The 26,764-nt window shown below is 72.7% G+C and carries 24 protein-coding genes, 1 tRNA gene and 1 riboswitch; of the genes, 12 read left to right on the top strand and 13 right to left on the bottom strand.

The window, feature by feature from the left end:
• Both ACIBPB_RS25280 and pknB read left to right on the top strand, forming a co-directional pair.
• Nucleotides 1–1,356 carry a serine/threonine-protein kinase gene (locus ACIBPB_RS25280; protein ID WP_396841942.1) on the top strand — a complete coding sequence of 452 codons (1,356 nt, stop codon included), beginning with the start codon at nt 1–3 and terminating at the stop codon, nt 1,354–1,356.
• A complete protein-coding gene (gene pknB / locus ACIBPB_RS25275) occupies nt 1,353–3,167 on the top strand; it encodes a Stk1 family PASTA domain-containing Ser/Thr kinase (RefSeq protein ID WP_396841941.1) in 1,815 nt (604 codons plus the stop codon). Before ACIBPB_RS25280 ends, pknB begins: the two co-directional genes overlap by 4 nt.
• 153 nt (nt 3,168–3,320) lie before the next feature.
• Here the strand turns inward: pknB and ACIBPB_RS25270 are convergent, their stop codons facing one another.
• The 4 genes from ACIBPB_RS25270 to ACIBPB_RS25255 all read right to left on the bottom strand — a co-directional run bounded on the left by ACIBPB_RS25270 (nt 3,321) and on the right by ACIBPB_RS25255 (nt 7,780).
• Complete coding sequence (locus tag ACIBPB_RS25270; RefSeq protein WP_396841940.1) at nt 3,321–3,971, bottom strand: aminodeoxychorismate/anthranilate synthase component II; 651 nt, start codon at nt 3,969–3,971, stop codon at nt 3,321–3,323.
• Between the two features lie 4 nt (nt 3,972–3,975).
• On the bottom strand, nt 3,976–4,254 hold the full coding sequence (locus ACIBPB_RS25265) for a hypothetical protein (RefSeq protein ID WP_396841939.1): 279 nt from the start codon (nt 4,252–4,254) through the stop codon (nt 3,976–3,978).
• A 2-nt stretch (nt 4,255–4,256) separates the two neighbouring features.
• Nucleotides 4,257–5,525: a class E sortase gene (locus ACIBPB_RS25260; protein ID WP_396841938.1), complete on the bottom strand. Its 1,269-nt coding sequence runs from the start codon at nt 5,523–5,525 to the stop codon at nt 4,257–4,259.
• 1,454 nt (nt 5,526–6,979) lie between these two features.
• Entirely contained in the window at nt 6,980–7,780 is an 801-nt protein-coding gene (locus tag ACIBPB_RS25255; RefSeq protein WP_357308292.1) for a DUF881 domain-containing protein, read from the bottom strand.
• 231 nt (nt 7,781–8,011) lie between these two features.
• Between ACIBPB_RS25255 and ACIBPB_RS25250 the strand changes: the two genes are divergently transcribed.
• Nucleotides 8,012–8,275: a cell division protein CrgA gene (locus tag ACIBPB_RS25250; RefSeq protein WP_046565955.1), complete on the top strand. Its 264-nt coding sequence runs from the start codon at nt 8,012–8,014 to the stop codon at nt 8,273–8,275.
• Nucleotides 8,276–8,687: 412 nt separating this feature from the next.
• Nucleotides 8,688–10,886, top strand: coding sequence for a heterodisulfide reductase-related iron-sulfur binding cluster (locus tag ACIBPB_RS25245; protein ID WP_396841937.1), 2,199 nt, complete (start codon nt 8,688–8,690; stop codon nt 10,884–10,886).
• 68 nt (nt 10,887–10,954) lie between these two features.
• Here the strand turns inward: ACIBPB_RS25245 and ACIBPB_RS25240 are convergent, their stop codons facing one another.
• Nucleotides 10,955–11,632 carry a GPP34 family phosphoprotein gene (locus ACIBPB_RS25240; RefSeq protein ID WP_396841936.1) on the bottom strand — a complete coding sequence of 226 codons (678 nt, stop codon included), beginning with the start codon at nt 11,630–11,632 and terminating at the stop codon, nt 10,955–10,957.
• Nucleotides 11,633–11,714: 82 nt separating this feature from the next.
• On the opposite strand from ACIBPB_RS25240, the gene ACIBPB_RS25235 reads away from it, so the two are divergent.
• The 3 genes from ACIBPB_RS25235 to ACIBPB_RS25225 all read left to right on the top strand — a co-directional run bounded on the left by ACIBPB_RS25235 (nt 11,715) and on the right by ACIBPB_RS25225 (nt 15,201).
• On the top strand, nt 11,715–13,022 hold the full coding sequence (locus ACIBPB_RS25235; RefSeq protein WP_396842011.1) for a hemolysin family protein: 1,308 nt from the start codon (nt 11,715–11,717) through the stop codon (nt 13,020–13,022).
• The gene (locus tag ACIBPB_RS25230) at nt 13,015–14,019 is read left to right on the top strand and encodes a hemolysin family protein (RefSeq protein ID WP_396841935.1); all 1,005 of its coding nucleotides are present in this window, start codon (nt 13,015–13,017) and stop codon (nt 14,017–14,019) included. Before ACIBPB_RS25235 ends, ACIBPB_RS25230 begins: the two co-directional genes overlap by 8 nt.
• Before the next feature lie 171 nt (nt 14,020–14,190).
• A complete protein-coding gene (locus ACIBPB_RS25225; protein ID WP_396841934.1) occupies nt 14,191–15,201 on the top strand; it encodes an NlpC/P60 family protein in 1,011 nt (336 codons plus the stop codon).
• Nucleotides 15,202–15,273: 72 nt separating this feature from the next.
• Here ACIBPB_RS25225 and ACIBPB_RS25220 read toward each other — a convergent pair whose 3' ends face one another.
• Nucleotides 15,274–17,301 carry an N-acetylmuramoyl-L-alanine amidase gene (locus ACIBPB_RS25220; RefSeq protein WP_396841933.1) on the bottom strand — a complete coding sequence of 676 codons (2,028 nt, stop codon included), beginning with the start codon at nt 17,299–17,301 and terminating at the stop codon, nt 15,274–15,276.
• A 225-nt stretch (nt 17,302–17,526) separates the two neighbouring features.
• A riboswitch (cyclic di-AMP (ydaO/yuaA leader) is annotated at nt 17,527–17,664 on the top strand.
• Between the two features lie 12 nt (nt 17,665–17,676).
• Between ACIBPB_RS25220 and ACIBPB_RS25215 the strand changes: the two genes are divergently transcribed.
• Entirely contained in the window at nt 17,677–18,711 is a 1,035-nt protein-coding gene (locus tag ACIBPB_RS25215; RefSeq protein WP_396841932.1) for an NlpC/P60 family protein, read from the top strand.
• 55 nt (nt 18,712–18,766) lie between these two features.
• On the opposite strand, the gene dcd is transcribed toward ACIBPB_RS25215, so the two are convergent.
• Nucleotides 18,767–19,345, bottom strand: coding sequence for a dCTP deaminase (dcd, locus tag ACIBPB_RS25210; RefSeq protein ID WP_123242721.1), 579 nt, complete (start codon nt 19,343–19,345; stop codon nt 18,767–18,769).
• Nucleotides 19,346–19,423: 78 nt separating this feature from the next.
• On the opposite strand from dcd, the gene ACIBPB_RS25205 reads away from it, so the two are divergent.
• A complete protein-coding gene (locus tag ACIBPB_RS25205; protein WP_396841931.1) occupies nt 19,424–19,969 on the top strand; it encodes a pyridoxamine 5'-phosphate oxidase family protein in 546 nt (181 codons plus the stop codon).
• A 67-nt stretch (nt 19,970–20,036) separates the two neighbouring features.
• Here the strand turns inward: ACIBPB_RS25205 and ACIBPB_RS25200 are convergent, their stop codons facing one another.
• A complete protein-coding gene (locus ACIBPB_RS25200; RefSeq protein WP_396841930.1) occupies nt 20,037–21,020 on the bottom strand; it encodes a zinc metalloprotease in 984 nt (327 codons plus the stop codon).
• 246 nt (nt 21,021–21,266) lie between these two features.
• Between ACIBPB_RS25200 and ACIBPB_RS25195 the strand changes: the two genes are divergently transcribed.
• Nucleotides 21,267–21,340, top strand: a tRNA-Gly gene (locus ACIBPB_RS25195).
• A 78-nt stretch (nt 21,341–21,418) separates the two neighbouring features.
• Here ACIBPB_RS25195 and ACIBPB_RS25190 read toward each other — a convergent pair.
• The 3 genes from ACIBPB_RS25190 to ACIBPB_RS25180 all read right to left on the bottom strand — a co-directional run bounded on the left by ACIBPB_RS25190 (nt 21,419) and on the right by ACIBPB_RS25180 (nt 23,318).
• On the bottom strand, nt 21,419–21,697 hold the full coding sequence (locus tag ACIBPB_RS25190; protein ID WP_396841929.1) for a hypothetical protein: 279 nt from the start codon (nt 21,695–21,697) through the stop codon (nt 21,419–21,421).
• A 22-nt stretch (nt 21,698–21,719) separates the two neighbouring features.
• Entirely contained in the window at nt 21,720–22,319 is a 600-nt protein-coding gene (locus tag ACIBPB_RS25185; RefSeq protein WP_396841928.1) for a hypothetical protein, read from the bottom strand.
• 99 nt (nt 22,320–22,418) lie between these two features.
• A complete protein-coding gene (locus tag ACIBPB_RS25180; protein WP_396841927.1) occupies nt 22,419–23,318 on the bottom strand; it encodes a helix-turn-helix domain-containing protein in 900 nt (299 codons plus the stop codon).
• Nucleotides 23,319–23,501: 183 nt separating this feature from the next.
• Between ACIBPB_RS25180 and ACIBPB_RS25175 the strand changes: the two genes are divergently transcribed.
• On the top strand, nt 23,502–24,281 hold the full coding sequence (locus tag ACIBPB_RS25175) for an SDR family NAD(P)-dependent oxidoreductase (protein WP_396841926.1): 780 nt from the start codon (nt 23,502–23,504) through the stop codon (nt 24,279–24,281).
• A 56-nt stretch (nt 24,282–24,337) separates the two neighbouring features.
• On the opposite strand, the gene ACIBPB_RS25170 is transcribed toward ACIBPB_RS25175, so the two are convergent.
• Nucleotides 24,338–25,183 (bottom strand): aminopeptidase, encoded by an 846-nt coding sequence (locus tag ACIBPB_RS25170; RefSeq protein ID WP_396841925.1) that lies wholly within the window; start codon nt 25,181–25,183, stop codon nt 24,338–24,340.
• A 149-nt stretch (nt 25,184–25,332) separates the two neighbouring features.
• Nucleotides 25,333–26,121: a GNAT family N-acetyltransferase gene (locus tag ACIBPB_RS25165; protein WP_396841924.1), complete on the bottom strand. Its 789-nt coding sequence runs from the start codon at nt 26,119–26,121 to the stop codon at nt 25,333–25,335.
• Nucleotides 26,122–26,259: 138 nt separating this feature from the next.
• Between ACIBPB_RS25165 and ACIBPB_RS25160 the strand changes: the two genes are divergently transcribed.
• A complete protein-coding gene (locus tag ACIBPB_RS25160) occupies nt 26,260–26,655 on the top strand; it encodes a VOC family protein (protein ID WP_357308346.1) in 396 nt (131 codons plus the stop codon).
• Nucleotides 26,656–26,764 lie beyond the last annotated feature (109 nt).

Here is a 26,764-nt window from a genome sequence, read left to right as displayed (position 1 = left end):
ATGCTCAGCCCGGGGGTGCAGCTCGGCAACCGCTACCGTCTCGACGAGCGGATCGCCAGCGGCGGCATGGGCGACGTGTGGCGCGGCACCGACCAGGTGCTGGGCCGGACGGTCGCGGTGAAGAGCCTGCTCCCCGCGCTGCTCGACGAGCCGGGCTTCGCCGAGCGGTTCCGCGGCGAGGCCCGCACCATGGCCACCATCAACCACCCGGGCGTGGTCGACGTCTACGACTTCGGCAGCGACCAGCAGATCGCCTTCCTGGTCATGGAGTACGTGGAGGGGGACGCGCTCTCCGCGACGCTCAGCCGGGTCGGCCGGCTCACCCCGGCCCGCACGATGGCCCTGCTGGCGCAGGCCGCCGACGCGTTGCACGCCGCCCACGAGAAGGGGATCGTGCACCGCGACGTGAAGCCGGGCAACCTGCTGGTCCGGCCGAACGGCACGCTGGTGCTCACCGACTTCGGCATCGCCCGCTCCGACCTGGTGGGCCAGCTCACCGCCGCCGGCTCGGTGCTCGGAACCGCCTCGTACATCTCGCCCGAGCAGGCCACCGGCGCGGTGGCCACGCCGGCCTCCGACGTGTACGCGCTCGGCGTGGTCGCCTACCAGTGCCTCGCCGGCCGGCGCCCGTTCGAGGGGGACAACCCGCTCGAGATCGCCATGAAGCACGTACGGGAGGCGCCCCGGCCGTTGCCCGCCGACATCCCGCCCCAGGTCCGGGTGATCGTCGAGCGGGCCTTGGCGAAGGATCCGGCGGCCCGCTGGCCGAGCGCCGCCGCGCTGGCCAGCGTCGCCCGGCAGACCAAGATGGCGCTGTCCCAGCAGACGCGGGGCGGACGGCCGATCTCCGGCGTACCCGCGTCGCCGGCCGCGCCCACGGCCCGCGCCCAGGTGCCGGCCGCGCCCCGGCCGCAGCAGCAGCCCCGCCCGCCGGTGGCCGCCCGGCCGCCGGTCGCGGCGCGACCGACCGTGGTGTCGCCGGCCGGGCCGCCCCGGCCGCCGGTGGCGCCGCGCGGCGCGGCGGCCGTGCCGCAGCCGCGGCCGCAGCCCAACCCGCTGGCATACGCGCGACCGCCGGCCCCGCCCCCGGCGGCCCGCCGGTCGTACGCGAGGCGGTGGGTGGTCGCCATCGTGGTGGCCGCACTGGTCCTGCTCTGCTCCGGCGTGATTTCGTACAACTACCGGAAGCACGCGCTCGCCGGCGATCCGACCGCGCTGGCTGCGGTGAGCGTGACCTCCGGCGCGGTACGGTCCCACGGAGCCGACGATCTGGTCGGGACGTCGTACCGTCGTGAGGTACGGCTCCAGCCGGCTGGCGGCGAGACGACGACGAGCGAAGGACGAGAGACGCGATGACAGCGCAGGCCCGCCTGCTCGGTGGCAGGTACCAGGTCGGCGAGCTGCTCGGCTACGGCGGCATGGCGGAGGTGCACCGTGGTCGCGATCTCCGGCTCGGTCGGGATGTCGCGATCAAGATGCTCCGGGCGGATCTGGCCCGGGACGCCACCTTCCAGATGCGGTTCCGCCGCGAGGCGCAGAACGCCGCTTCGCTGAACCACCCGGCCATCGTCGCGGTGTACGACACCGGCGAGGAGACCGCCCCGACCGGCGAGACACTGCCGTTCATCGTGATGGAGTTCGTCAACGGACGGACCCTCAAGGAGGTGCTGGGCGTCGAGGGCCGGCTCCAGCCGCGCCGGGCGCTGGAGATCTGCGCCGACATGTGCGCGGCACTGGAGTTCAGCCACCGGCACGGCATCATCCACCGGGACATCAAGCCGGGCAACGTGATGCTCACCCAGACCGGCCAGGTCAAGGTGATGGACTTCGGCATCGCCCGGGCGCTGGCCAGCGGCGCCACCACCATGACGCAGACCAGCGCCGTCATCGGCACCGCCCAGTACCTCTCCCCGGAGCAGGCGCGCGGCGAGGCGGTCGACGCCCGGTCCGACGTGTACGCGGCCGGCTGCGTGCTCTTCGAGTTGCTCTGCGGGCATCCGCCGTTCGTCGGCGACAGCCCGGTCAGCGTCGCCTACCAGCACGTGCGGGAGCAGCCGCCGACGCCGAGCACCATCAACCCGGACGTCAACCCGGCGGTGGACGCCATCGTCCTCAAGGCGCTCTCCAAGAACCCGCTCAACCGCTACCAGAGCGCCGGGGAGATGCGCGCGGACCTGCTGCGCGCCGCCGCGGGCCGGCCGGTGCTGGCCACTCCGGTGATGCCGGCCGAGGAGACCATGCCGATGGCGCCGGCCGGGGCCGGCGGTTACCAGCAGACCCAGGTGCTCGGCCCGCAGACCCGCCAGCAGATGCCGGCCCGGGTCGGTGACCCGCGCAAGCGGAAGAGCTCCTCCTGGGTGATCGCCACGTTCGCCGCCCTCGGTGTGCTCGCGGTGATCGCCCTGGCTACCGCGCTCTGGCTGAACCAGAAGGGCGCGAGCGACGTCCGGGTGCCCAAGATCGAGGGCAAGTCCCGCGCCGTCGCCGAACAGGAGGTGCGGGCCGCCGGGCTGATTCCGGTGATCGGTGACCCGGTGCTGAACAAGACCTGCCAGAAGGACACCGTGGCGGGGCAGGACCCGCCGGCCAACACCACCTTGGAAAAGGGCCGCAACGTCACCCTCAACATCTGCAACGGCCCGAAGATGGTCCAGGTGCCGAACGTGGTGGGCAACCCGTTCGAGAACGCCAAGGCCCAGCTGGAGAGCGACGGCTTCGAGGTCGACAAGGTGGATGTCGACAACGCGGCGGCCGAGGGCACGGTCGTGGGCACCAATCCGAAGGCGGGCGCCAGCGTCGAGGACGGCGCCACCGTGAAGGTGTCGGTCTCCCGCGGCAACATCAAGGAGGTCCCGGAGGTGGTCGGCCTGTCGGAGGAGCAGGCCCGCCAGGTTCTGGACAAGGCCGGCTACCGGGTGAAGAAGCGGGAGGGCGACGAGGCGGCCACGCCGGACGGGGTCGGCAAGGTCAGTTCGCAGGACCCCAAGCCCGGCAAGCAACTGGAGAAGGGCAAGACGGTCACCATCTACGTCGACTTCGCCCCGCCGGAGCCGAGCACCACGCCGAGCGGATCCACCCCGGACCCGAGCACCACGCCCACCAACCCGGGCAGTGGCGGCGGGTTCCCCTTCCCCACCCAGCCACCGACCCGGCTCGACGGCGAGTGACACAGCGAGGCCCCGACCACCGGTCGGGGCCTCGGCCGTTCCGGCCGACGGCCGAGGCCCGTCCGGCGATGGCGAGAGCGGCCGGTCAGGCGGCGGCGGGGGCGCTCGGGCTGCGGTGAGGGCGGCCCGTCACGCGGTGGCGAGAGCGGCCGGTCAGGCGGCGGCGAAGGCGGCCCGGCGCCGGGCGTCCACCTCGGCGGCCAGCTCGGGGGCGCGTTCCCGCGCCGCCGGGTAGCCGCAGACCGCCAGCCAGTTCGCCAGCATCAGGTGCCCGCCCTCGGTCAGCACCGACTCGGGATGGAACTGCACGCCCTCGACCGGCAGGGTGCGGTGCCGCATCGCCATCACCACGCCGGAGCCGGTCCAGCCGGTCACCTCCAGCTCGTCGGGCAGCGTCTCGGGCAGGACCGCCAGCGAGTGGTACCGGGTGGCGGTGAACGGGTCGGGCAGCCCGGCGAGCACCCCGGTGCCGTGATGGCTCACCTCGGAGGTCTTGCCGTGCAGCAGCTCCGGCGCCCGGGTGACGGTCGCCCCGAACGCCTCGCCGATGGCCTGGTGGCCGAGGCAGACGCCGAAGAGCGGCAGCTTGCCCGCGTACTCCCGGATGACGTCGAGGCAGATCCCGGCGCGGTCCGGGCTGCCCGGCCCGGGCGAGAGCAGTACGCCGGCCGCGCCGACCCGGCCGACCTCGGCCACGTCGATCTCGTCGTTGCGCCGGACCTCGCACTCCACCCCGAGCTGGCCGAGGTACTGCACGAGGTTGAAGACGAACGAGTCGTAGTTGTCGATCACCAGGACGCGCATCGGGTCACCTGTCCGGAGTGGGTGGGGCGTTGTTCGTTTCGGTGCTGTACGGCAGCTCCTCCGCGGTCGGGCTCCCGCTGGGCTCGGTGAGTCCGCCGCCGGAGTCGTCGTCCGGCACGCCCGAGTCCTGGGTCACCTGGACGTCGTCGAAGGGAAGCAGCGGCTCGGCCCACGGGAAGACCACGAACCAGAGCAGGGCGACCGTCGCCGCGGCGATCAGCACCGAGCCGACCAGCTTCCCGGCCAGTCCGAACGGCAGCTTGCGCCAGATCCACCCGTACATCGTCAGCCTTCCAGCTCCGGCGGCCGGCCCACCGACTTGGCCTGCACATGGTCCAGCCGGGCGTGGATGATCAACCGCTGGTAGTTGTCGAACTTGGGGTTGCAGGTGGTCAGGGTGAGCAGCTTCTCGGTCGGTTTGGCGGTCGGCTCGCCGGGCACCGGCGCCACCACCTCGACCTGGTCCGGCTTCACGATCCGCTGCTGGTAGACCTTGTAGATGAACCACTCGCCCTGCGACTCGACCACGATGTCGTCGCCGGGGTCCAGCTCGTCCAGCCGCCAGAAGGTGGCCCGGATCCGGTGTCCCGCCACGGCGAAGTTGCCCACCTCGCCCGGCATCGCGCTCTTCGGGTAGTGGCCCGGGGCGTACCGGATGTCGTTCGGGCTGACCCCCTGGACCACCACCCAGTGCTTGTCGAGCTTGGGGATGTAGAGCCCGGCGACCGGCTTGCCCTCGGCCGGGGGCTTGGCCTTCGGCGTCGGGCCGGTCGGCGCGACCGTCGGATCGCCACTGCCGCCCCACTCCTGGGCGAGCTGGGTGTTCAGGTCGTTCTGGTGGGCGTCGACGATCACCGTCTTGCCCCAGATCTCGTACCCGGCGAAGAGCAGCACCACCAGGCCCAGGGTGATCAGCGCCTCGCCGGTGACCCGGACCCCGGTGCGGATCCGGGAGCCGAGGGTGGGCCGGGTCAGCTCGGAGTAGACGCTCTTGTAGCCCTCACCGGTCTGCTCGGGACGCAGCCGCACCACCCGCTCGCCCCGCCGGGGGGCGGGTGGCTCGGCCGGGCTGTCGACCGGGTCGTCGCCGGTGCCGCCCTCGGGCAGCGGCGGGACGGCGCCCATCAGGGCGGTCGAGTCGAGGGCGGGGGGCCGCGGCGGGCGCCCGCCGACCGCCGGCAGCAGGGCGGTCGCCGCCGGGTCCGCGACCGGAGCAGCCGCGCCGGGCCGCCCGGCGCCACCGAACCCCGGCCGCGCCGATCCGCTCGCCTCCGTCGTCCCGGACCCTCCCGCCCGGGGTACGCGGGCGGCCGGCTCCCCGGCGAGGGGCACTCCGGCGGACCGCTGCCCGGCGGGCTGATCGGCCACGCGGGCCGCCGCCTCGCCGGCACCGACCGGCTCGTCCGAGCGGCCGGTGAGCCGGGGCAGGAACGCCGTGGGCGCGTCCCCGGGGGCGGCGGGCCGTACCGGGGGCGCGGGGACGGCCGGGGCCGTCGGTTCGGCGCGTACCGGGTCCGGCTGGCCGGGGGTGCCGGGCAACTGCCGACCGGGCACGCTTCCGCCGGGTCCGACCACCGGTCCAGGGCCGGCCGGTCCGGCCGTGGACATGGTCCGGCCGGATCCGGCCAGTGGCCCGGGTCCAGCCGGTCCTGCTGTGGGCGTGGTGCCGCTGGCTCCGGCGGCCGGTCGGGTGCCGGCCGGTCCGGTGGTGGGTGTGGTGCCGCCGGCTCCGGCGACCGGTCCGGTGCCGGCCGGCGCGGTCGTGGGCGTGGTGCCGCCGGCTCGGGCCACCGGTCCGGTGCCGGCCGGCGCGGTCGCGCCGGGGCCGCTGCTGGCCAGTGCCGCGCCGAGCCCGGCCGTCCTGGACGCCAGGTCCTCCGGCCCGGGAATGCTCGGCCCCACGGGTACCGGGCCGTTGGTGCCGGCGCTGGTCGCGCCCGGGCCGCTGGTGCTGGCCCCGGGCTGGCCGCTGGTGCCGACCCAGCCGGCCGCCGGGCCGCTCGGGGCGGTGCCGGCCAGGCCCGGGCCGTCGGGGACCGGATCCGGTACCGGACGGGCGCCGACGCCGGGTCCGGCCGCTGCGGGGCCGCTGACGCGGGTTCCGGCATCAGTGGGGCCGCTGCTCGGTGCTGCGGGCCGGCGGGGGGCGGCGGCGGGTCCCGGCCCGGCGACGGCGCCAGCCCTCGGCACGGCGGTGCGGGGTGCGGTTACGGCGGCGCCAGCCCCCGGCGCCGAGACACCGGGTCCGGTTACGGCGGGGCCGGGTCCGGCGGGGCCAGGTCCGGCGGGGCCGGGACCGGGTCCCGCGGGGCCAGGGCCGGGACCGGCGGCGATACCGGACCCCGGGACGGCGGCTCCGGGGCCGGCGGGTGCGGCGGTACCGGTGCCCGGCCAGCGTGGCGGTGCCTCCGCCGGGAGGCGGCGTGGTTGTTCGCCGGGACGGCCGCCCGGCCGTTCCTGGCCCGGTGACCGGCCGTCCCCCGCGGGCCGGTGCCGGTCGGGTTCGGCCGGCGGCGGGATCCGGTGTGGCGGCTCGGCGGCGACCGGCGCCACCGCCGGCGAGCGTGCGGGCGGACCGGCCGGCTGGCGTACCTGCTGGTCACTGGCGGGTGGGTGCGCTCCGGCGGGTGCCGGGGGGTGCTGCTCGGCGCCGGTGGGTCGGTGCGGTGCCCCGGGTGCCGGCGGGCGCGGGCCGGGGGCGGCGGGGGCGGCCGGGTACCGGCCGTCGCGCGGCCCGGCCGGCTCCGGCCAGGGCAGGTTGAGCGCGGGCCGGGGCGGGGTCGCCGGCTGCGGGCGCTCGCTCCGGGGCGGGCCTGCCGGCTCGGGGCGCTCGCTCCGGGGCAGGGTCGCCGGGTCCGGGCGCTCGCTCCGGGGCGGGGCCGCCGGGTCCGGGCGCTCGCTTCCGGGCGGAGTCGCCGGCTGCGGGCGGTCGACCCGGGGGATGAACGCGGTCGGGTCGTCGCTGCGGTCGCGGTGGCGGCCGTCGCGTTCCCGGGCGTCCTCCGAGGTCACCGGGGGACCGTCGCCGAACGGAGGGCGGTGGAGTCCTCAAACGCCGGCACGGTGACCGTGGAGGCGGACTCGGAGTAACCCAGCTGGTAGTGGTCGACCACGTCCATGAACCACTGCACTCCCTCAGAGGCGGCGAGCGCCCGCCGGAGGGCAGCGGGATCGCCGATTGCCACGATCTTGAACGGAGGGGAGTACACCCGACCATGCAGCAGCAGGGTGTTACCGACGCAGCGTACCGCGCTGGTGCTGAGCACGCGGACGTTCATGATTGACATTGCCTCGGCGCCGCCGGACCAGAGCGCGTTGACGATCGCCTGCACGTCGCCCTGGTGGATCACCAGGTCGTCGTTGCTGGCCCCCTTGGGCAGCACCTGGGGATGCGGTGCGTCGTTCAGCTCGATGGTCAGGCCCGGTCCGGTCAGCGCGGTGAACCCGGCGGCCTGCCGGCTGGCGGCGGCCCGGTCCCGCTGGGCCTTGATCGGGCCGTCGGTGTCGGCCAGCGTGGCGGTCTGGTCCTCGACCTCGGCGCGCAGCCGGGCGGCCTTCTCCTCGCTCTCGGCCACCTGCTCGCGCCGGTCCTCGATCAACTGGGTGAGCTGCGGCCGGCGATCCTCCCGCAGCGAGGTGCCGCCCGCGGTGGTCGCGGTGGTGGTGAAGAGCAGGCCCGCCGCGGCGGCGATCACGGGGACGCCGATCGACCACCCCGGGCGGCGCTGCCGCGGCCGCCGGGGCAGCAGGCCGGCGACCGCCCGCCGGAGGACCTTCTGCCAGGAGGCTGCGCCGGACGTGTACTCCACCGGGCGTTCCCTTTCCCGTCGTTTCTTCCGACCCGCGACGACGCGGACCGGCATGTTCGACCCGAAAAGTCCCCCTCTTTTCGGTCACTCCGTGCACCGGCCTGACCCCATTCGTGGCCTGGAGAGCCCGTCCGGACTACGCTAGCTGTCGAACATTATTGGCCATGGACCGTCGCCCCCGCGCCCGGTTGTCAGGCCGGACGAGGTCGTACCCCCCCTCTGGAGAGCGTCGTGCCCAAGTCTCAGGTCCGCAAGAAGAAGGTGTACACCCCGCCGACGGACGTGCGTCCGACGGCGACGGCGGCGACGCGCAAGCCTAGCCCGATCTGGCTGCCGATCACCGCCGTCGCGCTGATCGTCGCGGGCATCGGCTGGCTGGTCGTGTACTACCTCTCCGAGCAGGCGTACCCGGTCGCGACCTGGGGTTACTGGAACCTCGCGGTGGGCTTCGGCGCCATGGTCGCCTCGCTGGTGCTGCTCTCCCGCTGGCGCTGACCCGGCCGACCCGGCCCGGCTCCCCGGCTCGGTGGTCACCGCCCGGCGTGCGCTGACGGCGCGCGTCGGCCGGCGGCCGCACCGGGGGTCGGCCGCTGGCCTGTGCCGCGCCGGCCGCTCCCCGTGGACCGTTTCGGCGGCGTCCCGGGGGCCTGGCGTACGTCACGCCGGGCCGCCCCTGACCGGCGCGGCCCGCCCGCTGCCCCTAAGGTGTCGACAGGGCGGCGTGGCCGGTGCGAGATGACTCACGTTACTGCTGGGTAACCTTGCGCGTAGGCTGCACTGCATGACCGAGCGGAGCGAGGTCATCGGCCGGTCGGGCCAGGGCGGTAGCGGCGGGACGCCGGACGCGCCGTGAACCGTCCCGGTCGCCGAGCCGCTCGACCAGGCAGCAGACCGGGAGGCCAACTCGATGGGCAGCGTCCAGATCGTCACCACGATCCTCGCGGCCGCCATCACCGCCGTGGCGGTGTGGCTCGCGGTGCGCGCGGTCATGAAGATGACCGCCGTCATCCGGCTCGGGCAGCCCGCGCCGGAACGCTTCGGCGACAAGGGCGCGCGTACGAAGAAGATGCTGGTGGAGACCGCCGGCCACACCCGCATGCTGAAGTGGAGCGTGGTCGGGGCCGCCCACTGGTTCGTGATGGTCGGCTTCATCGTGCTGTCGCTGCTGGTGCTCGAGGCGTACTTCGAGGTGGTCAGCCCGGGCGGCGGCCTGCCGATCATCGGCCACTGGACGATCTTCGGGCTGGCCACCGAGTGGATCGGCATCCTGGGCCTGGCCGGCATCCTGGTGCTGATGGCGATCCGGCTGCGCAACCGCCCGACCCGCCCCGGCGGCCGCTCCCGGTTCACCGGCTCGACCATGTGGCAGGGCTACTTCGTCGAGTGGGTCGTCCTGCTGGTGCTGATCTTCGGCTTCATCATCCGCGGCTTCAAGGTCGCCACCGACCACTTCGAGTACCCGGTCTGGGCCACCCCGCTCAGCCACGCGGTCGGCGCGGCCCTCCCGGCCTGGACGGCCGGGGTCAGCGTGGCCGCCGTCATCAAGATCGCCATCTCGATGACCTGGCTCATCGTGATCTCGCTGAACGTCACCATGGGTGTCGCCTGGCACCGCTTCCTGGCGTTCCCCAACATCTTCTTCAAGCGCGACCCGGAGAAGCCGGCCGGCTCCGGCCTGGGCCCGCTGCGCCCGATGACGAGCGAGGGCAAGCCGCTCGACTTCGAGGAGGCCGACCCGGAGAAGGACCAGTTCGGCGTCGCCCAGGTCGAGCAGTTCAGCTGGAAGGGCCTGCTGGACTTCAGCACCTGCACCGAGTGCGGCCGCTGCCAGTCGCAGTGCCCGGCCTGGAACACCGGCAAGCCGCTGTCGCCGAAGCTGCTCGTGCTGAGCCTGCGCGACCACGCGTACGCCAAGGCGCCCTACCTGCTGGCCGGCGGGGGCAAGGACCTGACCGGCGAGGAGAAGGCGACGCAGGAGCAACTCGCCGGGGTCGACGTGCTGGCCATGGCCGAGGCCGACCGGCCGCTGATCGGCACCGCCGAGGAGGGCGGCGTCATCGACCCGGACGTGCTCTGGTCCTGCACCACCTGCGGCGCCTGCGTTGAGCAGTGCCCGGTGGACATCGAGCACGTCGACCACATCGTCGACATGCGCCGCTACCAGGTGCTGATCGAGTCGAGTTTCCCGTCCGAGGCCGGCGTCATGCTCCGCAACCTGGAGAACAAGGGCAACCCGTGGGGCGCCCCGCAGAACACCCGCGAGGACTGGACCAAGGGTCTCGGCTTCGAGGTGCCGCGGGTCGGCGAGGTCGACGACTTCGAGTACCTGTTCTGGGTCGGCTGCGCCGGCGCGTTCGAGGACCGGGCCAAGAAGACCACCCGCGCGGTGGCCACGCTGCTCAACGAGGCCGGCGTCTCCTTCGCCATCCTCGGCGAGGGCGAGACCTGCTCCGGTGACCCGGCGCGCCGGATCGGCAACGAGTTCGTCTTCCAGATGCTGGCCCAGCAGAACGTCGAGACGCTGAACGAGGCGTTCGACGGCCGGGAGAAGAGCAAGCGCAAGATCGTCGCCACCTGCCCGCACTGCTTCAACACCCTGGGCAACGAGTACGGCCAGCTCGGCGGCGAGTTCGAGGTGGTGCACCACACCCAGCTGCTGGCCCACCTGGTCAGCGCCGGCAAGCTCACCCCGGTGCAGCCGGTGGACGGCGGCGTGACCTACCACGACCCGTGCTACCTGGGCCGGCACAACCGGATCTTCGCCGCCCCGCGTGAGGTGCTCGGCGATTCCATCCAGGGTGAGCTGACCGAGATGCCGCGCAACAGCGAGCGCTCCTTCTGCTGCGGCGCCGGCGGTGCCCGGATGTGGATGGAGGAGAAGATCGGCAAGCGGATCAACGTGGACCGGGTCGAGGAGGCCATGTCCACCGGGGCGAAGACCATCGCGGTCGGCTGCCCGTTCTGCTCGACGATGCTGAACGACGGCGTGAACGGCAAGGGCGCGGGCGAGCAGGTCGAGGTGATCGACGTGGCGAGCGTGCTGCTGCGCTCGGTCAAGCCGGAGGCCCCGGCCGGTGAGCCGGAGGTCGCGCCGGCCGCGAGCTGAGGCGTACCCCCGGCAGGAGCCGGAGCACGACGGCGGCGGCACCCGTGCGGTGCCGCCGCCGTCGGGTCTCAGCTGACCGTGGTGGTGATGATGGCGGCGCTCGTGCCGGCCGTCATGGCGACCAGCAGCGCGGCCTGCATCTCCTCGATGGCCTTCCGGGTGGCGGCCGAGGCCCAGTCACCGGCCGCGATCTCCGCCATCCGGGCCTTCACCCGCTCCTTGGGCAGCTCCCGGAAGATCTTGCGGTCCAGGCCGACCGCCCGGGTCAGGGTGAGCAGCGCGGCGGTCCGGGCCTCGACCGGGCCGTCGGTGGTCAGCGCCGCCGCCATCCGCTCCCGGGCCGCCGTCTCCACCGCCGGCTCCGCGCCGGTCGGCGAGGGATAGCGGGTACGCGGGAAGACCAGCAGCACCCGGTCGGACTCCCGGCGCAGCACCCCGGCGTCCACCAGCCCGTCGAGCACCCGGTCCAGCAGGCCCTTGGCGAGCCTGCCGATCCAGTCCTGCGGCTTACGGGCCCGCCCGGACCCGACCGCCGCCAGCGCCTCGTCCAGCAGCGGCACGCCGGTCGGGGCGGGATCGGTCACCACGACCCGCTTGTCCGCCACCTCCACGCGGCCGGCGAGCGCCAGCTCCAGCAGCACCGCACCGGCGAGGCCGTAGTCGAGGTGCGGACGGCCGAGCCGGTTCACGCCGTTGTCGTCGTACGCGAGCAGGACCAGTTCATCGGTGAGCAGCAGACCGTCCATGAACACCACGCTACGGGGGGCGCACCATCGGCGCTCCCGTGCCACAATCACGCCCATCAACGGCCCGCTGGTAACCACGCTGCTGCCGCTGGTCGGCTTCGTCCTGCTGACCGCCGGCAACGCGTTCTTCGTGGCAGCCGAATTCGCCCTGGTCACCGTCGACCGGGCGGAGATCGACCGGCGGGTCGGCGAGGGCGACGCCCGGGCCGCCACGGTCCGTCAGGCGCTGCGCGAGCTCTCCTTCCAGCTCTCCGGCGCGCAGCTCGGCATCACCATCACGGCGCTGCTCACCGGGTACCTGGCCGAGCCGGCGCTGGCCCGGCTCTTCGCCCCGCTGCTGGGCACCTCCGGCGGGGCGGAGCGGTTCGGCGGGCTGCTGGCCCTGGCGCTGGCCACCCTGATCTCGATGCTCTTCGGCGAGCTGGTGCCGAAGAACCTGGCGCTGGCCCGGCCGATGCCCGCGGCGCTCTCCACGGCCGGGCCGATGCGCACCTTCTCCCGCGCCTGCGGCTGGCTGATCCGGCTGCTGAACAACTCGGCGAACCGGCTGGTCCGCCGGCTCGGCGTGGAGCCGCAGGAGGAACTGGCCAGCGCCAGATCCCCGGAGGAACTGGGGCTGCTGGCCGCGATCTCGGCGCGGGCCGGTGCGCTGCCGCCGGACACCGCCATGCTGCTGCGGCGCACCATCCGCTTCGGCGACAAGCGGGCCGCCGAGGCGATGACCCCCCGGGTGGACGTGGTCGCGCTGCGGGCCACCGCCACCGTGGCCGAGCTGCTGGAGGCGTCCCGGCAGACCGGCCGGACCCGGTTCCCGGTCTACGAGGAGACGCTGGACCTGGTCACCGGGGTCGTCGGGGTGCCGGACGCGCTCGGCGTGCCGCTGGACCGGCGGGCCGCCACCTCGGTCGCCGCGGTGGCCCGGGAGCCGGTGTACGTGCCGGAGAGCCTGGACCTGGACGGGGTGCTGGCCGCGCTCAAGGACGCCGGCGCGGACCTGGCCATCGTGGTGGACGAGTACGGCGGCACGGACGGCGTGGTGACGGTGGAGGACCTGGTCGAGGAGCTGGTCGGCGAGATCGCCGACGAGTTCGACCCGGACGCGGTGGACGACCTGGGGCCGGGCGAGCTGACCGTGCCCGGCGGCGAGCGGACCGTGCTGGTGGACGGGGTGCTCCGCTCGGACGAGCTGGTCGAGCAGACCGCCTTCCGGCTGCCCGAGGGGCCGTACGAGACGCTCGCCGGGTTCCTGCTGGCCCGGCTGGGTCACATTCCGGTGCCGGGCGAGACGGTCGAGGAGAGCGGCTACGAGTTCACCGTGGTCGAGGTCGACCGGCACCGGATCGAGCAGGTCCGGGTGGTCCGCCCCGAGGAGCCCGACGACGGTGCGTGAACTGCTGATCGCCGTCCTGCTGCTGCTCGGCAACGCGTTCTTCGTCGGCAGCGAGTTCGCCCTGATCGCGTCCCGCCGTACGGTGATCGAACCGCTCGCGGCGGGGTCGAAGCGGGCGCGCTGGGCGCTCGCCGCGATGAACCAGATCCCGCTGATGATCGCCGGCGCGCAGCTCGGCATCACGGTCTGCTCGCTCGGTCTCGGCGCGATCGCCGAGCCGGCCCTGGCCCATCTGGTGGAGACGCCGTTCGAGGCGCTCGGCCTGCCCGCCTCGGCGGTGCACCCGGTGGCGTTCGTGCTCGCCCTCGGCCTGGTGGTCTTCCTGCACACCGTGGTCGGCGAGATGGTGCCGAAGAACATCACCCTGGCCGGCCCGGAGCCGTCGGCGCTCTGGCTCGGGCCGGCCATGCTCGCCTTCTGCCTGGCCACCAAGCCGCTGCTGCTGGCGATGAAGTGGTCGGCCCGGCAGGTGCTGTGGCTGTGGCGGGTCGAGGCGACCGACGCGGTGAAGACCGTGTTCACCGCGGAGGAGCTGGCCGGCCTGGTGTCCCAGGCGCGGACCGAAGGGCTGCTGGACGCCGAGGAGCACGCCCGGATCACCGGAGCCCTGGCCCTGCACAGCCGGACCGCGGCCGACGCGCTGCAACCCTGGTCGACGGTGACCACGGTGGCCGAGGACGTCTCACCGGCCTCGCTGGAGGTGCTGGCGACGCGTACCGGCCGCTCCCGGTTCCCGGTGGTGCAGCGGGCGACCCGCCGGGTGCTCGGCTTCGTGCACGTCAAGGACGTGCTCGGGTACGCGGGGGCGAGCCGCCGGGCGCCCGTGCCGGCCGAGGTCTACCGGCCGCTGGCGGTGGTGCCGCCGGACCGTACGCTCGCGGATCTGCTGCTCTCCATGCGCCGGGAGCGCCGGCACATGGTGCTGGTGAGCGACGGCCGCCGGCCCCTGGGGGTCGTGACGCTCGACGATGTATTGACAGCGATCGTTGGCAAGTGAACGAATACCCTTGGTGTGCAAGCGGTTGCGCAGACGTGATTGAACAAAGCTCCGCCTTGATTCCACCCCGGCACCTTCCCTATCGTGGGGCACCGACCGCTGTGGGTCGTCTGCCCCCGACCTTCCCTCTCACGGGGCGCCCGGCGGTCGGTTGCAAAGGAGTCCGTGCCGGTGGCAACCATGCCCCCTTATCGTCACGCCCCGAGCCAGCCAACCGGCCGACCGGTCGGCACCCGCCGGGTCGTACGCCGTCTCCTCACCCTGGTCGCCGCGGTCGCGGTCGGCGCCGGGCTGCTGGCGGCTCCGGCGCACGCGGCGCCCTCGGTGGACGAGATCGACGCGCAGATCGACAAGCAGTGGGAGAAGCTCGAACCCACCATCGAGCAGTTCAACAAGGTCCGGTCCCAGCTCAAGGCCAACCAGAAGAAGTCGGCCGATCTCCAGAAGAAGATGGTGCCGCTGGAGCTGGAGTCGGCGCTGGCGATGAACAAGGTCGGCGACATCGCCTCGCGCTACTACATGCGGGGCCCGTCGCAGGAGATGGGCGCGCTGCTGGTGAGCACCAAGCCCGGCACCCTCGCCGAGCAACTGGTCATCCTCGACCGGCTCGCCCAGGAGCAGCACCGCCAGATCGCCGGCGTGCTCGCCGTGCGCGACAAGTACAACGCGCAGAAGCAGAAGCTGGATCAGCTGATCGCCACCGAGAAGAAGCAGCAGGCCGACCTGTCCGCGAAGCGGAAGCAGATCGACGCCGAGATCAAGCGGCTGACGAAGATGCTGCCGGTGACCTCGATCCGGCCGGCGGGCTGCCCGAAGATCGACGGGGTGGTCAGCAGCGCCGCGCGTACCGCGATCAAGACCGCCTGCGCCCAGGTCGGTGACCCGTACGTCTGGGGTGCCACCGGCCCGAACTCGTTCGACTGCTCCGGTCTCACCCAGTACGCGTACAAGGCGGCGGGCATCTCGCTCACCCACTTCACCGGCGCGCAGTGGAACGAGGGCCGCCACGTGTCCCGCTCCGACGCCAGGCCCGGTGACCTGGTCTTCTTCGGCAGCGACCTGCACCACGTCGGGCTCTATCTCGGCAACGGGGTGATGGTGCACGCCCCACGGACCGGCAAACCGGTCCAGGTGTCGAGCATCAGCACGATGCCGATCGCCGGCTTCGTCCGGGTGTCCTGACCCGAGTTTCTCCGGCTACGCGAAGGCCCCCGGTCCAGGCGGACCGGGGGCCTTCGTTCGTATCGGCGGGGGTTACTTCGGCGCGCCGACCGCGCCCGGCAGGATCAGCACGTCGTCGAGGTTGACGAACATGATCCGGTGGCCGAACTGGACCTGCACGTACCTGTTCTCGCCCCGGACGACCGTCCAGTCACCCGGCGCGGAGCCGTCGAAGGTGACGGCCCGGTAGTACTCGCCCGGCAGCACGCCGCCGACCGCGTACCGCTGGCCCGCCGCGAAGGTGTACTGCAGCGGCGCGATGGTCTGGTACGGCACGCCGGCCGGGTACGCCGCCTTCTCCGGGTAGGCCCGCCCGTAGACCGGGATGGTGGCCTTGCCCGGCTTCGGGGTCACCACGAAGCCGTTCGCCCACTTGGCGGTCGGTGCGGAGGCCGGGTTCCAGAACCAGGCCTTCTGGCCGAGGTACCAGACCGCCGTCCAGTCGCCCTGGATGCCGGCGAGGGCGTACGTCTGACCGGCGGACGCGCGGGCGCCGTGGTCAGAGATGTACATGGTGTCCGGGGTGCCGTTCGGGCGCAGCCCGAGGTCGTTCACCAGCGGCGCGTCCGGGCTGGGCGCGGTGCGCAGGATGACCGAGGACGAGCCGCGCAGCGGGCAGGGCACGGCCGGCGGGGTCGGCTTCGGCACCCCGGGCGGCTGCTGGTTGCAACCGGTGAACGCCGGCTGGTTGGTGGCGTAGTCCGGGTCGATGGTGACCAGGCCGGTGTGCGGCGTGCCGGTGCCCCGGAACGGCGCCTTCATCAGGTCGAAGTAGTGCGACCAGTCCCAGTACGGACCCGGGTCCCAGTGCATCCCGGCGACGTTGCCGGGCAGGATGCCGGGCACGTTGTCGTGGCCGATGATGTGCTGCCGGTCCAGCGGGATCTGGAAGCGCAGGGCCAGGTGGCGGACCAGCTTGGCCGAGGCCCGGTACATCGCCTCGGTGTACCAGGTGCCGTGACCGGCGAAGCCCTCGTGCTCGATGCCGATGGACTTGGCGTTGACGTACCAGTTGCCGGCGTGCCAGCCGACGTTCTTGGCCTTGATGTGCTGGGCCACGTAGCCGTCCACCGAGCGCAGCGTGTAGTGCCAGCCGAGGTAGGTCGGGTCCTGCACCAGCTTCACGCTCGGGCCGAAGTAGCCCTCGGTGTCGTGGATGACGATGTACTCGATCTTCTGCTGGGCCGGCCGGTTGGCGAGGTCGTAGTTGCCGTAGTCGCCGGCGCCCGGGCCGTACTGCTCGTAGGGGGCCGGGATCCACTCGCAGGCGAGCCGGACCGGGCACTCCAGCCCGTCCGGCCGCTCGGCGCGGCGCAGCCCCAGCTTGTGCAGGCCGGACTCGTCAGGTGTCAGCGCGGTGGCGGCGAGGGTCACCCGCTGGCCGTCGTCGGTGGTCCGGCTGGCGCCCTGGCCGAGTTGGTCGTAGACCTCGTCGGCGAAGGCCGCCGCGGCGTCCTCGGTGTCCGCGCCGGAGTAGCGGGCCACCGCGCCGTACCAGGCCGCCGGGTCGCTGCCGGCGCCGACCGGCCCACCCAGTGCCTTCTGGTACGAGGCCAGCAGCGCCGCCCCGCCCCGGATGTTGGCGGCGGCGTCGGTGCGCAGCGTCTCCTCGGCGAGGCCGGTGAGCGCCGCGGCGGTGTCGAGCGTCTGCAGGGACGCCCGGGGCAGCACGTCGCCGGTGGGCGCGGCGGCGGTGGCCGGGTCGAGGGTGAGCGGGCGGGAGTCGTCGCCGCGCGGGTCCTCGTCGGAGTCCACGTGCGCGCTGGACGGGGTGGAGGCGACCTGCTCGGCGTCGGTCAGGTGCATCGGCCCGTAGCCGCCGCTGGTGCTGGGCTGGCCCGGGTGGGTGTCCCAGCGGGACTCCAGATATGAGACGCCGAGCAGGACGCTCTGCGGCACGCCGTACGCGTCGGCCGCGGCGGCGTACTGCTGCTGCCGGTCGCTGGTGTCGGTGTCGGCCGGCGCGGCGGAGACCGGGCCGGTGGTGGCGAGGGCGGTGGCTGCCGCGACGGCCGCGGCCAGCAGTATCCGTCTGCCCGACGGTGGGGGTGAGAGGTGCATCGAACCTCCAGACAGGGATGGGGGTCACTGCGTCCTCACCCTCACTCCGGACCCGGTCCGTGGTCAATACCTTTCCCTCAGGTAATCCACACTGAAAAAATTCTTCGGGTGACCGGCCAATCACGTACGGAGTGTCACGGCGTCTCGGGTTGCGGATCGATAACGGCGATCTCTACTCTGGTCAATCGTCGGCCGCGAGTCTCATCGCCCAACCCGGACGGTGACGGTCGGACACCGCCGAGTCGCCTCCGGGCGAGCCGGGGAACCAGGTAACCGGGGTGAATCCGCAGCCACGCTGCGGTAGGGCGGCTCCCTTCCCGCCCGAACCCGTCAGCTAACCCGGTAGGCGGTCGGACAGAAGGAGTACGGAGCCCGGTGGCACACCATGCCCCGCGGCCACCGTCGATCCGGTCGGACGACCGGTCGACGGCTGCGCCGCGTTCACGCTGGTCCCGCTGCACCACCGCCCTCGCCGCCCTGGCCGGCACCGCCGTCATCCTGACCGGCGGCGCCACGGCGGCCCATGCCGACCCCTCGGTCGCCGAGATCGAAGCCCAGATCGACCGGGACTGGAACAAGCTCGAACCGATCATCGAACAGGTCAACGCCACCCGCGAGGACCTCACCGCCAAGCGCGCGCAGGCCGCCGCGCTGGCCAAGCAGATCGCCCCGTTGCAGGCCCAGGTCGACCGCGCCCTCGGGCAGGTCGGTGGGCTGGCCGCCAACGCGTACAAGGGCAACTCCATCTCCACCGTGAACGCGCTGCTGGGCAGCCGCTCGCCGGGTGAGGTGGTCGACAGCCTGGAAATGCTCGACCGCTTCGCGCACCGTCAGCAGCAGCAGGTGCAGGCCGTCGCCGACCTGCGCGACCAGTTGGCCGCCAAGAAGCGGCCGCTGGACGAGATGATCACCAAGCTGGCCCGCACCGAGGCCCAGCTCGCCGCGAAGAAGAAGCAGATCGACGCCGAGATCGTCCGGCTGCAGAAGCTGCGGCTGAAGGTCTACGGCAACGGCGGCGGCGGCCCGCTGCGCCCGGCGCCCTGCCCCGCCGGCTACCCGGGCGGCCCCGCCGGGGTGGCGGTCAAGTTCGCCTGCGCCCAGATCGGCAAGATCTATGTCTGGGGTACCGCCGGCCCGGACCACTACGACTGCTCCGGCCTCACCATGGCGGCCTGGGCCAAGGCCGGCGTCTCGCTGCCGCACAACGCCCGCCAGCAGCACGACGTCACCGCCCGGGTGAGCCGCAGCCAGCTGCGCCCCGGCGACCTGGTCTTCTACTACAGCGACCTGCACCACGTCGGGATGTACGTGGGCAACGGCTGGGTGGTGCACGCCTCCCAGTCCGGCAAGCCCATCACGATGAAACGGGTCGACGACGGCCAGATCAACAGCTACGGCCGCCCCGGCTGACGGGTACGGCGGGGCCCCTCCTGCGGGGGTCCCGCCGCACCGGCGCGGGGTGCGGTCAGCGGGTCGGCCAGACCCGCCAGTTCTGCCAGGACCGGCTCGGGGTCGGCCCGCGCTGCCCCTGGTAGCGCGACCCGTACACCGCCGAGCCGTACGGGTGCTCGGCCGGCGAGGAGAGCCGGAAGATGCAGAGCTGGCCGATCTTCATGCCGGGCCAGAGGGTGATCGGCAGGTTCGCCACGTTGGAGAGTTCCAGCGTGACGTGCCCGGAGAAGCCCGGGTCGATGAAGCCCGCCGTCGAGTGGGTGAGCAGCCCGAGCCGGCCCAGGCTCGACTTGCCCTCCAGCCGGCCGGCGAGCTGGTCGCCGAGCGAGATGACCTCGAGCGTCGAGGCGAGCACGAACTCGCCCGGATGCAGCACGAACGGCTCGCCCTCGGGCACCTCCACCATCGACGTCAGGTCGTCCTGCTGGATCGACGGGTCGATGTGCGTGTAGAGGTGGTTGTTGAACACCCGGAAGAGCCGGTCCAGGCGTACGTCGATGCTGGATGGTTGCACCAGCGTGGGCTCGAACGGCTCCAACGCCAGCGTGCCTGCCTTGATCTCGGAGACCAGATCCCGGTCGGAGAGCAGCATCGGAACACCTTAGCGACCCGTACGGGTGACCTGCGTGTCGGACTACATCTTCGTACACCTGTTCGATAGAATGTCCGCATGGCTTCCTGGTCCGAATTCGCCGCCGACGAGCCCCGCCTCGCCGACGAGATCCGCCTTCTCCTGCAGCAGTACGGGCCGGGTTTCGGCTACCTCGCCACCGTCCGCGCCGACGGTGGGCCCCGGGTCCACCCGGTCTCGCCGGTGATCACCGACGACGGGCTCTACTGCTTCGTCATCGACTCGCCCAAGCGCCGCGACCTCGAACGCGACGGCCGCTACGCGCTGCACTCCTTCCCGCCGGAGGAGAGCGACGACGAGGCGTACGTGGCCGGCCGGGCCCGCGTGGTGGACGACCCGGCGACCGTGGCCCGGCTGGCCGCCCTCGGCCGGGCCGCCCCGCAGGTCGACTGGCGGCTCTTCGAGTTCAGCGTCGACGTGGCGATGCTGACCCGGCGCGACCAGGCGAGCCCGCCGAGCGCCGGCCGGCCGCAGGTGCGGGTCTGGCTCGACCCGACGGCCGCGCGCCCCGCCCGCCGTACCGTGCTGGCGGCCGACGGTCGGCGCGGCCGGCACGGCTTCGACACCCGCCGCTCGGCCGCCTGACCCCCGACACGCCGGTGCCGGCCCCGTCCGAGGACGGAGCCGGCACCGGCGTGTGGTGTGGGAGTGGTCAGGCCGCGCGGTACGCGTTCCACGCGGTCAGCATCCGGCTCGCCTGACCAGCGGTGAACTGGTACATGCACGAGTCGTAGGTGTAGTCCATGAAGTTGGTGATCGGGTCCTGGCCGGTGGCGGTGCAGGTGTCCCGGCCGGTCGGGCACTCGAAGGCCGGCGAGGCCTCGGCCGGGGTGTCGGAGACGCTGTCACCCGAGCCCGAGCAGCCGCCCTGGAAGGTGTGGTAGAGGTTCAGCCAGTGGCCCACCTCGTGGGTGCCGGTGTCGCCCTGGTTGTAGTTGGTGGCGGTGCCGCCCGGCAGCGACTCGCTCAGCGCGACCACGCCGTCCATGCTGTTCAGCTTCCGCTGCGGGAAGGTGGCCCAGCCGAGCAGGTCGTCGCTCAGCTCGCCCAGGTAGAGGTTGAGCGTGTTCTTGCCGCCCTCGCGCAGCGAGGTCTTCATCTGCCGCTCCGCCGAGGAGCCCTCGACGATCGGGTACCAGGCGGCGTTGGTGACGTGGTGCACCTTGGTGAGCTGGAAGCTGAAGGCGGTCGCGGCGCCGCCGGTGCCGCCGCTGTACGCCGTGTTCAGTACCGAGATCTGCTGGGTCACCATCGAGTCCGGGATGTTGCCACCGGCCCGGGTGCTGTCCCGCTGGATGACGTGCACGACGACCGGGATGGTCACGGTGGCCAGCGGGGTGGCCGCGGCGCCGGCCCGGAAGTTGGCCCGCTCGCGCAGCGCGGCGGCGAGGTCGGCCTCGCGGTCACGGACCTGCTTGGCGGTCAGCTCGTTCGGGTCCAGTTTGGCGTGCCCACCCTTGGCGACGCGGGCGTTCGAGTGCGAGTCGGCCGGCTCGGCGCAGGAGCCGGACGGGGCGGCCGAGAAGGCCGAGGCTGCGGGGACGACGCCGACCGCGGCGGTGCTGAGCAGCAGCGCGAGGGTCGTCGACGCGACGCCGGCGGTACGCCGGGTCAGCAGGTTGGGGCGAAGGCCCATGAGCCCACCTCTTTCTGGCGGCATGACAGGGGGTATGTCACGCCGTGTCGGAGAACGTGGAGGAGACGTTACAACCGATCGACGGATTTGAGAATGACCATATGTTGCCGTGGGGCAACTTCTTGCGGCCCGGACCTGGCCGGGCGTTGCGGGACGATGTCGGGACGGTTGCCGGACCGGCGTGCCGCCGCCACGGGGGTACCTGGGTGCACGGGGGAGGTGACCTCAGGTACAGTGGTGCCGCCTGCGGGTGTAGTTCAATGGCAGAACATCAGCTTCCCAAGCTGACAGTGCGGGTTCGATTCCCGTCACCCGCTCCAGCACGAAGGCCCTGATCAGGACGCGAGTCCCGGCCAGGGCCTTCGGGTTTCCGAGGTCAACGATCCCGTGGCCTGCCGTTATGGCCCGGCCGGTTGTTCCGGCGGCTCCTCCTGGCTGTCGTGGTCGGTGCCCGTCGTGGACTGTTGGTCATCCTGTCTGCCACCCATGCCGTCCGGGTTCCTGGTCCAGAAGCGGATGATCCAACTGTCCATTGTCTTCCCCTTGGTCTTCGCTCTCTTCTTGGTCTTCTTCCGGTCGACGCGCACCGCCTCGTGCAGCGCCTGGGCGATGCCCCGGTCGGCATCCGCCGTGGCGTGCTGGTAGATCGACGCGGCTTGCGGCGAGTCGTACCCCATTCGGGCCATATCGAGGTCGGGTTTACGAGATTGCACTCGGGCCGGTCGTGCCCGTCACCCGCCACCCGGTACCGGGTCGGTTCTGCACCACGTAGGTCAGCCAGGTGGCGCCGAGGCAGGCGACAAAGCCGCTGATCGGGACCTGCGCCTGCTGGCCGTCGCCGGTCACCGTGCCCAGCGTGATCAGGATGCCGCCGTCCTTGACCTGTGCGCAGCCGTCCTTCGTCTCGGTCACTGCGTTCCGGTCGTCGATGAACGTCACCTGTGCCACCGCCGCCAGGGAGGCCGTTACCTGCTGCTGGATGCTCGGGGCGAGGAGAGTGCCCCGCTCGTGCTTCCCGCGAGGATCTCCCGCGTCCGGATGGGCCTGATCGAGCACGTAGACGGTCTTGAAGGTCCGCGCGGGGAAGGAGTTCTCCGCAGGCGTGCCGAGATACCTGCGCAACACCGCTGCGTAGACCTCGGCCTCCGTGGCACCGGCCGGCCGGTCGCCAACCGGAGCCACGCTGACGGGAGAGCTGGTCACCGCCGTACCGGCAGCGCTGCGGGCGCAGCCCGCAGCGCTGCCCGCGATACCGGTGAGCATTCCGGCGACAACCACGACGACCACCTTGCGACGCATCCAGCACCCTCCCGACCGTGAAACCGTCGGCTCTCTGACGGGGATCGTCACGTCGCGGTTCCCGCTGCCCGCCAACCGCACTTGTTTTCCGCGCTGCCGTTACGGGGAGCGGTCCGCGTCCAGTCCGCGAGAGGCCCACGGCCGGTGCGGGCGGCGGTGGGGCGCTTCGCCGGCCGGTGCGGAGGCCGCGTAGGAGGCGAGCAGGGCGAGCTTGTCGGCGCTGTCGGTGCCCGGGTCCGGGTGGAAGACGGCAAGGGCGAGAGTCTGCGCGGTGTCGCCGACGATGAGCTTCGCGCGGTTGAGGGTGAGCGGCCCGACGAGGGGATGATCGATGGCAACCGGCCAGTTCTGCTGGGCCTGGACGTCGTGCCGCGCCCACAGGGTCCGGAACCGTTCGCTGGCGCGGGAGAGTTCCCCGACGAGTTCGACGAACCTGGGGTCGTTGGTGTCGGTCCCGACGGAGCGGCGGAAGCCGGCGACGAGCCGGGCGGTCGTGTCGTCCCAGTCCAGGTAGAGGGCTTGTTCGGCCGGGTCGAGGAAGACCGCGCGAAGACGGTTCTCCCCTGGGGCGAGCCGGGGCGAGAGCGCGGTGGCGAGCGGGTTGGCGTCCAGCACGTCGAGATAGCGGCCCTCGACGAAAGCCGGCAGGTGCAGGGACACCAGGAGTTTCCGGATGCCTTCCGGGACGGTCTCGCGCGGCCGCCGGCGGGCCCGCGCCGGGGACTGTTCGGTGAGGGAGAGCAGGTACGCGGTTCCGGTCGGGTCGAGCCCGAAGACGCGAGCGAGGGCTTCCAGCACCTGCGGCGAGGGGTGCCGGTCGCGGCCCTGCTCGAGCCGGAGGTAGTAGTCGGGGCTGATCCCGGCGAGGAGGGCCACTTCCGCCCGGCGCAGGCCCGGCACCCGCCGGTTACCCGTGACGGGCAGGCCGACCTGATCGGGACGTACCCGGGCGCGGTGGGCGCGCAGGTAGTCGCCGAGCAGGTTCCTGCCGGAGGCCATGTCCTGAGCGTAGATCGCCGGAGCGGCGCTGGTCGTAGCCCTGCGGGGACCACTATGTCGGGGGCATACCCACGGCGACAGCGGTGGGACCACCATTGGTGACAGGGCAGGCGCTACCGGCTTCCCGCCGGGGATGCGGGCGCTCTCCACGTCGCGGTGCGGCGGTGAAGGAAGGGAACAACTGTGACTGGGCTGGCAGTAGTGACCGGTGCGTCCTCAGGGATCGGCCGCGAGTACGCGCGCCGGCTGGCGGCGCAGGGCGGGTCGTTGATCGCGGTCGGACGCCGGCGGGAGCGGCTCGACGAACTGGCGGCCGAGTTCCCCGACGTCACCGTGCAGCCGGTGGTCGCGGACCTGGCGACGCGGGACGGCATCGAGCAGGCGATCGCCGCGGTCGCCGACCAGCCGGTGACGATGCTGGTCAACAACGCCGGGGTGGCGCACTACAAGGCGTTCGTCGAGCTTCCGCCGGAGCAGGCCGCGGAGCTGGTCGGGGTGAAGGTGCTCGCGCCGACCCTGCTGACCCGGGCGATCGCCCCCGGCATGGTCGCCCGGGGCGGCGGGCGGATCGTCAACGTGTCCGGGATGATCGCGTTCAGCGGCCCGGCGAGCCTGGCGCAGGTCCCGCTACGCCGCGCGGTGTACGCGGCCAGCCTCGCGCACAGCGTCGCCCTGTCGCAGACGCTGCATGCCGAGCTGTCGCCGCACGGGATCCACGTCCAGGCGCTCTGCCCGGGCGTCGTCGCGACCGAGTTCCACGAACGGCAGGGCATGGACCTCAGCGCGGCCCCGCGGATGAGCGCGGCCGACGTCGTCACCGCGAGTCTTCGCGGTTTCGAGCTCGGCGAGACCGTCACCGCGCCGGGCGTCGAGCAGAACGACCTCCTGCAGCGGGTGTTCGACGCCGACCTCGCCGCGTTCGGCGGCCAGTCCCCGCAACTGGCGACCCGCTACCGCTCCTGAAACGATCGAGCGGCACGGCCCGGCGGACCATCCAGGGGCACCGAGGTGGTGCCGGGCTAGGAAGCGTCCGCGTCGCGGGAGCCGCGCAATGCGCCGACGGCCACCAGTCCCGCGCCGGCGAGCGCGATTGCCCGCTCCACGGCCCACGACACCTGAAGGGAGCCTTCCGGTGAGGTGCTGACCGCCACCCCCACCTCGAGGAAGACCCCATCGGGGGGATGGGCCATGGACCACCAGCCCGACCACGCCAGGGCGAGATCCGAGTACGTGCCGGTTGCGTCAAGTGCCAACAGGAACAATCCCACCGGGAGCAGCCAGCGCCAACCGGTCCGCCACCCGGACAGCGCGAGTGCCGCCATGCTCAGAAGGGCAGCGAGCAGCGCCGGCCACACCGTTCCGAGCAGCTCCGGCAGTGGATGACGGCCCAGCCCTCGCGCGGCGCTCAGCCCGAACCAGGCGAGGAGCAGCAGGGCGAGGACTGTCGTTGCCACCCTCCGCCGGCCGCCCCGCGGCGGCAGCGCCAGCACACCGGCCGCGAGACAGAGAACGCCGAGCGCCAGACCCAGCGCGGCCAACCTGTCCCGGTCGATCTCCTCCCGCCAGCGCGCCATCATGGACGTCTTCGCCAGCCCTTGGCCGTAGGTCAGCCAGCCGGCGGCATCGACCTGTTCCTGGTACCAGAACAGCCGCAGCGCCGCCACCACGGCAAACAGTCCGACACCGGCGGCGACGGCCCACCTCACCCGGCGCGCGGCCGGGCTCACCAGCACGTAGCCGAGCAGTGCGACCAGCATGACCAGGCCGAACTGCAGCGACGCGGCGGTCATGGCGAGCAGCGCCGCCGCAACCGAGAGCAGACCGGCCACGCCGGACGCGACGAGCAGACCGGACGAAAGACGCATGGCGAGGATCCTGACACTGATCCGGCCCTTCGGGTGGCCCGCCGTGGGCCGGGCTCACGTGGTCAGGCGCGCTGCTCGGCGAGGACCTGGCGGAACATGGCGAGGTAGCTGTGCTGAGCCAGGGACAGTTCGCCAAGCGCATCCTCCGGTCACGAGGCGCGCGGCAGCGTGAGCCACTCCTGCCAGCTGATGTCGCGGCCCAGGTAACGGGGCTGCTGGAAGGGCCAGTCGGCGGCGATCCACCGCGGCACGAACGCGTCGAGGGCGCGCTCCACCTCGCTACCCGCCAGGTCGTCCACCACCCACCAGGCGATCTCTCCGTCCGCGCCGGTGCGCTCGGGCGGGTCGACGTAGACGCAGCCGAGGACGGCTGTCTCCGCCTCGTCCAGCAGCGCGTAGTTGAACGACTGGTGTGCGGCTATCTCCTGCTCGTGCCGCAGCAGGTCGACGCGGTCCTGCTCATAGGTCATCGTCTCCTCGGGCCAACCCCAGGCTGGGCCGAAGATCTCCCACAACCGCTCTCGGGAGCCCATCACGGCGGGGTAGTCGATCGCCGTGTCCGCCTCCCGGATCGGGCGCAGGTGCAGCGCGGTGTCGGGCACGGGCACGTGGACGGGGTGGACGAAGTCATCAGGCAGCCAGCTCATCGGGCCGAGGCTACCGGTGGCGGGTGACCAGCTCGGCCAGCCGATCCCGTCGAGGAACTCCTCCACGGCGACCACGACCCGACCGAGCAGGGCGATCGACTCGGTCAGCGGGCCGGGCACGTACATGCCGTGGTCGGCGCCCGCCACCTCCAGCACGTGCGGCGACAGCCGCCGGGCGAGGTCACCGTCCCAGACCTCGTCGGCGGTGCCGCCCACGAGCAGGAACGGCGCGGTCGCCCGACCCAGCGCGTCGGCCACCCAGGGCAGGGTCAGCAGGGGCGTGAGCCACACGGCGGGCCGGGATCTGTCGGCGGCCGTCGCCGCCGCGTTCGTGCCGAGCGACTTGCCGATCAGCAGGGGGCGCCCGCCGACGGTGTCGACCGGCGTCGTCGTACGCCGGCTCGACGGGGGCGCGGATAGGGTCCTGCCATGACGACCGTCCCCACCCAGGTCCAGATCAACATGTTCTGCCGCGACGTGGACGCCTGTCTCACCTTCTACACCCGCCTCGGGCTGGTCGAAGCGTTCCGGGCACCGCGTACCGGCCCCGTCGAACACGTCGAGGTCGAGGCTGCCGGGGTGCGGATCGGGCTGACCTCGGCGCGGGTCGCGAACGCTCTCGTGGGTCTCGGGGTGGAGCCGGGCGGCAGCCCGTCGACCGAACTCGTGCTCTGGTGCGAGGACACCGACGCGTACTACGACCGGGCCATGGCGGCGGGTGCCACGAGCGTCGTACCCCCGATGGACTCGCCGGACGGCCGGCTGCACTACGCATGGGTCCGCGACCCGGACGGCCACCAGGTCAAGTTCGTGCAGAAGCGCTGAGCGCCCGTTGGGCGCCGCCACCTAGCGGCGGCGAACGCGGCGGCGGATCGGCCGGCACCCGGCGCGTACTCCGGCCTGGCCGGCGGGTCGCGGCCGCGCCCCCGCGTGG

This window comes from Micromonospora sp. NPDC049836 (genome assembly GCF_044465125.1).
Lineage (GTDB): Bacteria > Actinomycetota > Actinomycetes > Mycobacteriales > Micromonosporaceae > Micromonospora.
This window is presented reverse-complemented; position numbering and strand designations above follow the sequence as displayed.

What these genes read in the sequence shown, in the direction of transcription:
- ACIBPB_RS25280 (WP_396841942.1), top strand. Translation starts at nt 1, where the DNA reads ATGCTCAGCCCGGGGGTGCAGCTCGGCAACCGCTACCGTCTCGACGAG.
- pknB (WP_396841941.1), top strand. Translation starts at nt 1,353, where the DNA reads ATGACAGCGCAGGCCCGCCTGCTCGGTGGCAGGTACCAGGTCGGCGAG.
- ACIBPB_RS25270 (WP_396841940.1), bottom strand. Translation starts at nt 3,971, where the DNA reads ATGCGCGTCCTGGTGATCGACAACTACGACTCGTTCGTCTTCAACCTC.
- ACIBPB_RS25265 (WP_396841939.1), bottom strand. Translation starts at nt 4,254, where the DNA reads ATGTACGGGTGGATCTGGCGCAAGCTGCCGTTCGGACTGGCCGGGAAG.
- ACIBPB_RS25245 (WP_396841937.1), top strand. Translation starts at nt 8,688, where the DNA reads ATGGGCAGCGTCCAGATCGTCACCACGATCCTCGCGGCCGCCATCACC.
- ACIBPB_RS25240 (WP_396841936.1), bottom strand. Translation starts at nt 11,632, where the DNA reads ATGGACGGTCTGCTGCTCACCGATGAACTGGTCCTGCTCGCGTACGAC.
- ACIBPB_RS25220 (WP_396841933.1), bottom strand. Translation starts at nt 17,301, where the DNA reads ATGCACCTCTCACCCCCACCGTCGGGCAGACGGATACTGCTGGCCGCG.
- dcd (WP_123242721.1), bottom strand. Translation starts at nt 19,345, where the DNA reads ATGCTGCTCTCCGACCGGGATCTGGTCTCCGAGATCAAGGCAGGCACG.
- ACIBPB_RS25205 (WP_396841931.1), top strand. Translation starts at nt 19,424, where the DNA reads ATGGCTTCCTGGTCCGAATTCGCCGCCGACGAGCCCCGCCTCGCCGAC.
- ACIBPB_RS25200 (WP_396841930.1), bottom strand. Translation starts at nt 21,020, where the DNA reads ATGGGCCTTCGCCCCAACCTGCTGACCCGGCGTACCGCCGGCGTCGCG.
- ACIBPB_RS25190 (WP_396841929.1), bottom strand. Translation starts at nt 21,697, where the DNA reads ATGGGGTACGACTCGCCGCAAGCCGCGTCGATCTACCAGCACGCCACG.
- ACIBPB_RS25185 (WP_396841928.1), bottom strand. Translation starts at nt 22,319, where the DNA reads ATGCGTCGCAAGGTGGTCGTCGTGGTTGTCGCCGGAATGCTCACCGGT.
- ACIBPB_RS25180 (WP_396841927.1), bottom strand. Translation starts at nt 23,318, where the DNA reads ATGGCCTCCGGCAGGAACCTGCTCGGCGACTACCTGCGCGCCCACCGC.
- ACIBPB_RS25170 (WP_396841925.1), bottom strand. Translation starts at nt 25,183, where the DNA reads ATGCGTCTTTCGTCCGGTCTGCTCGTCGCGTCCGGCGTGGCCGGTCTG.
- ACIBPB_RS25160 (WP_357308346.1), top strand. Translation starts at nt 26,260, where the DNA reads ATGACGACCGTCCCCACCCAGGTCCAGATCAACATGTTCTGCCGCGAC.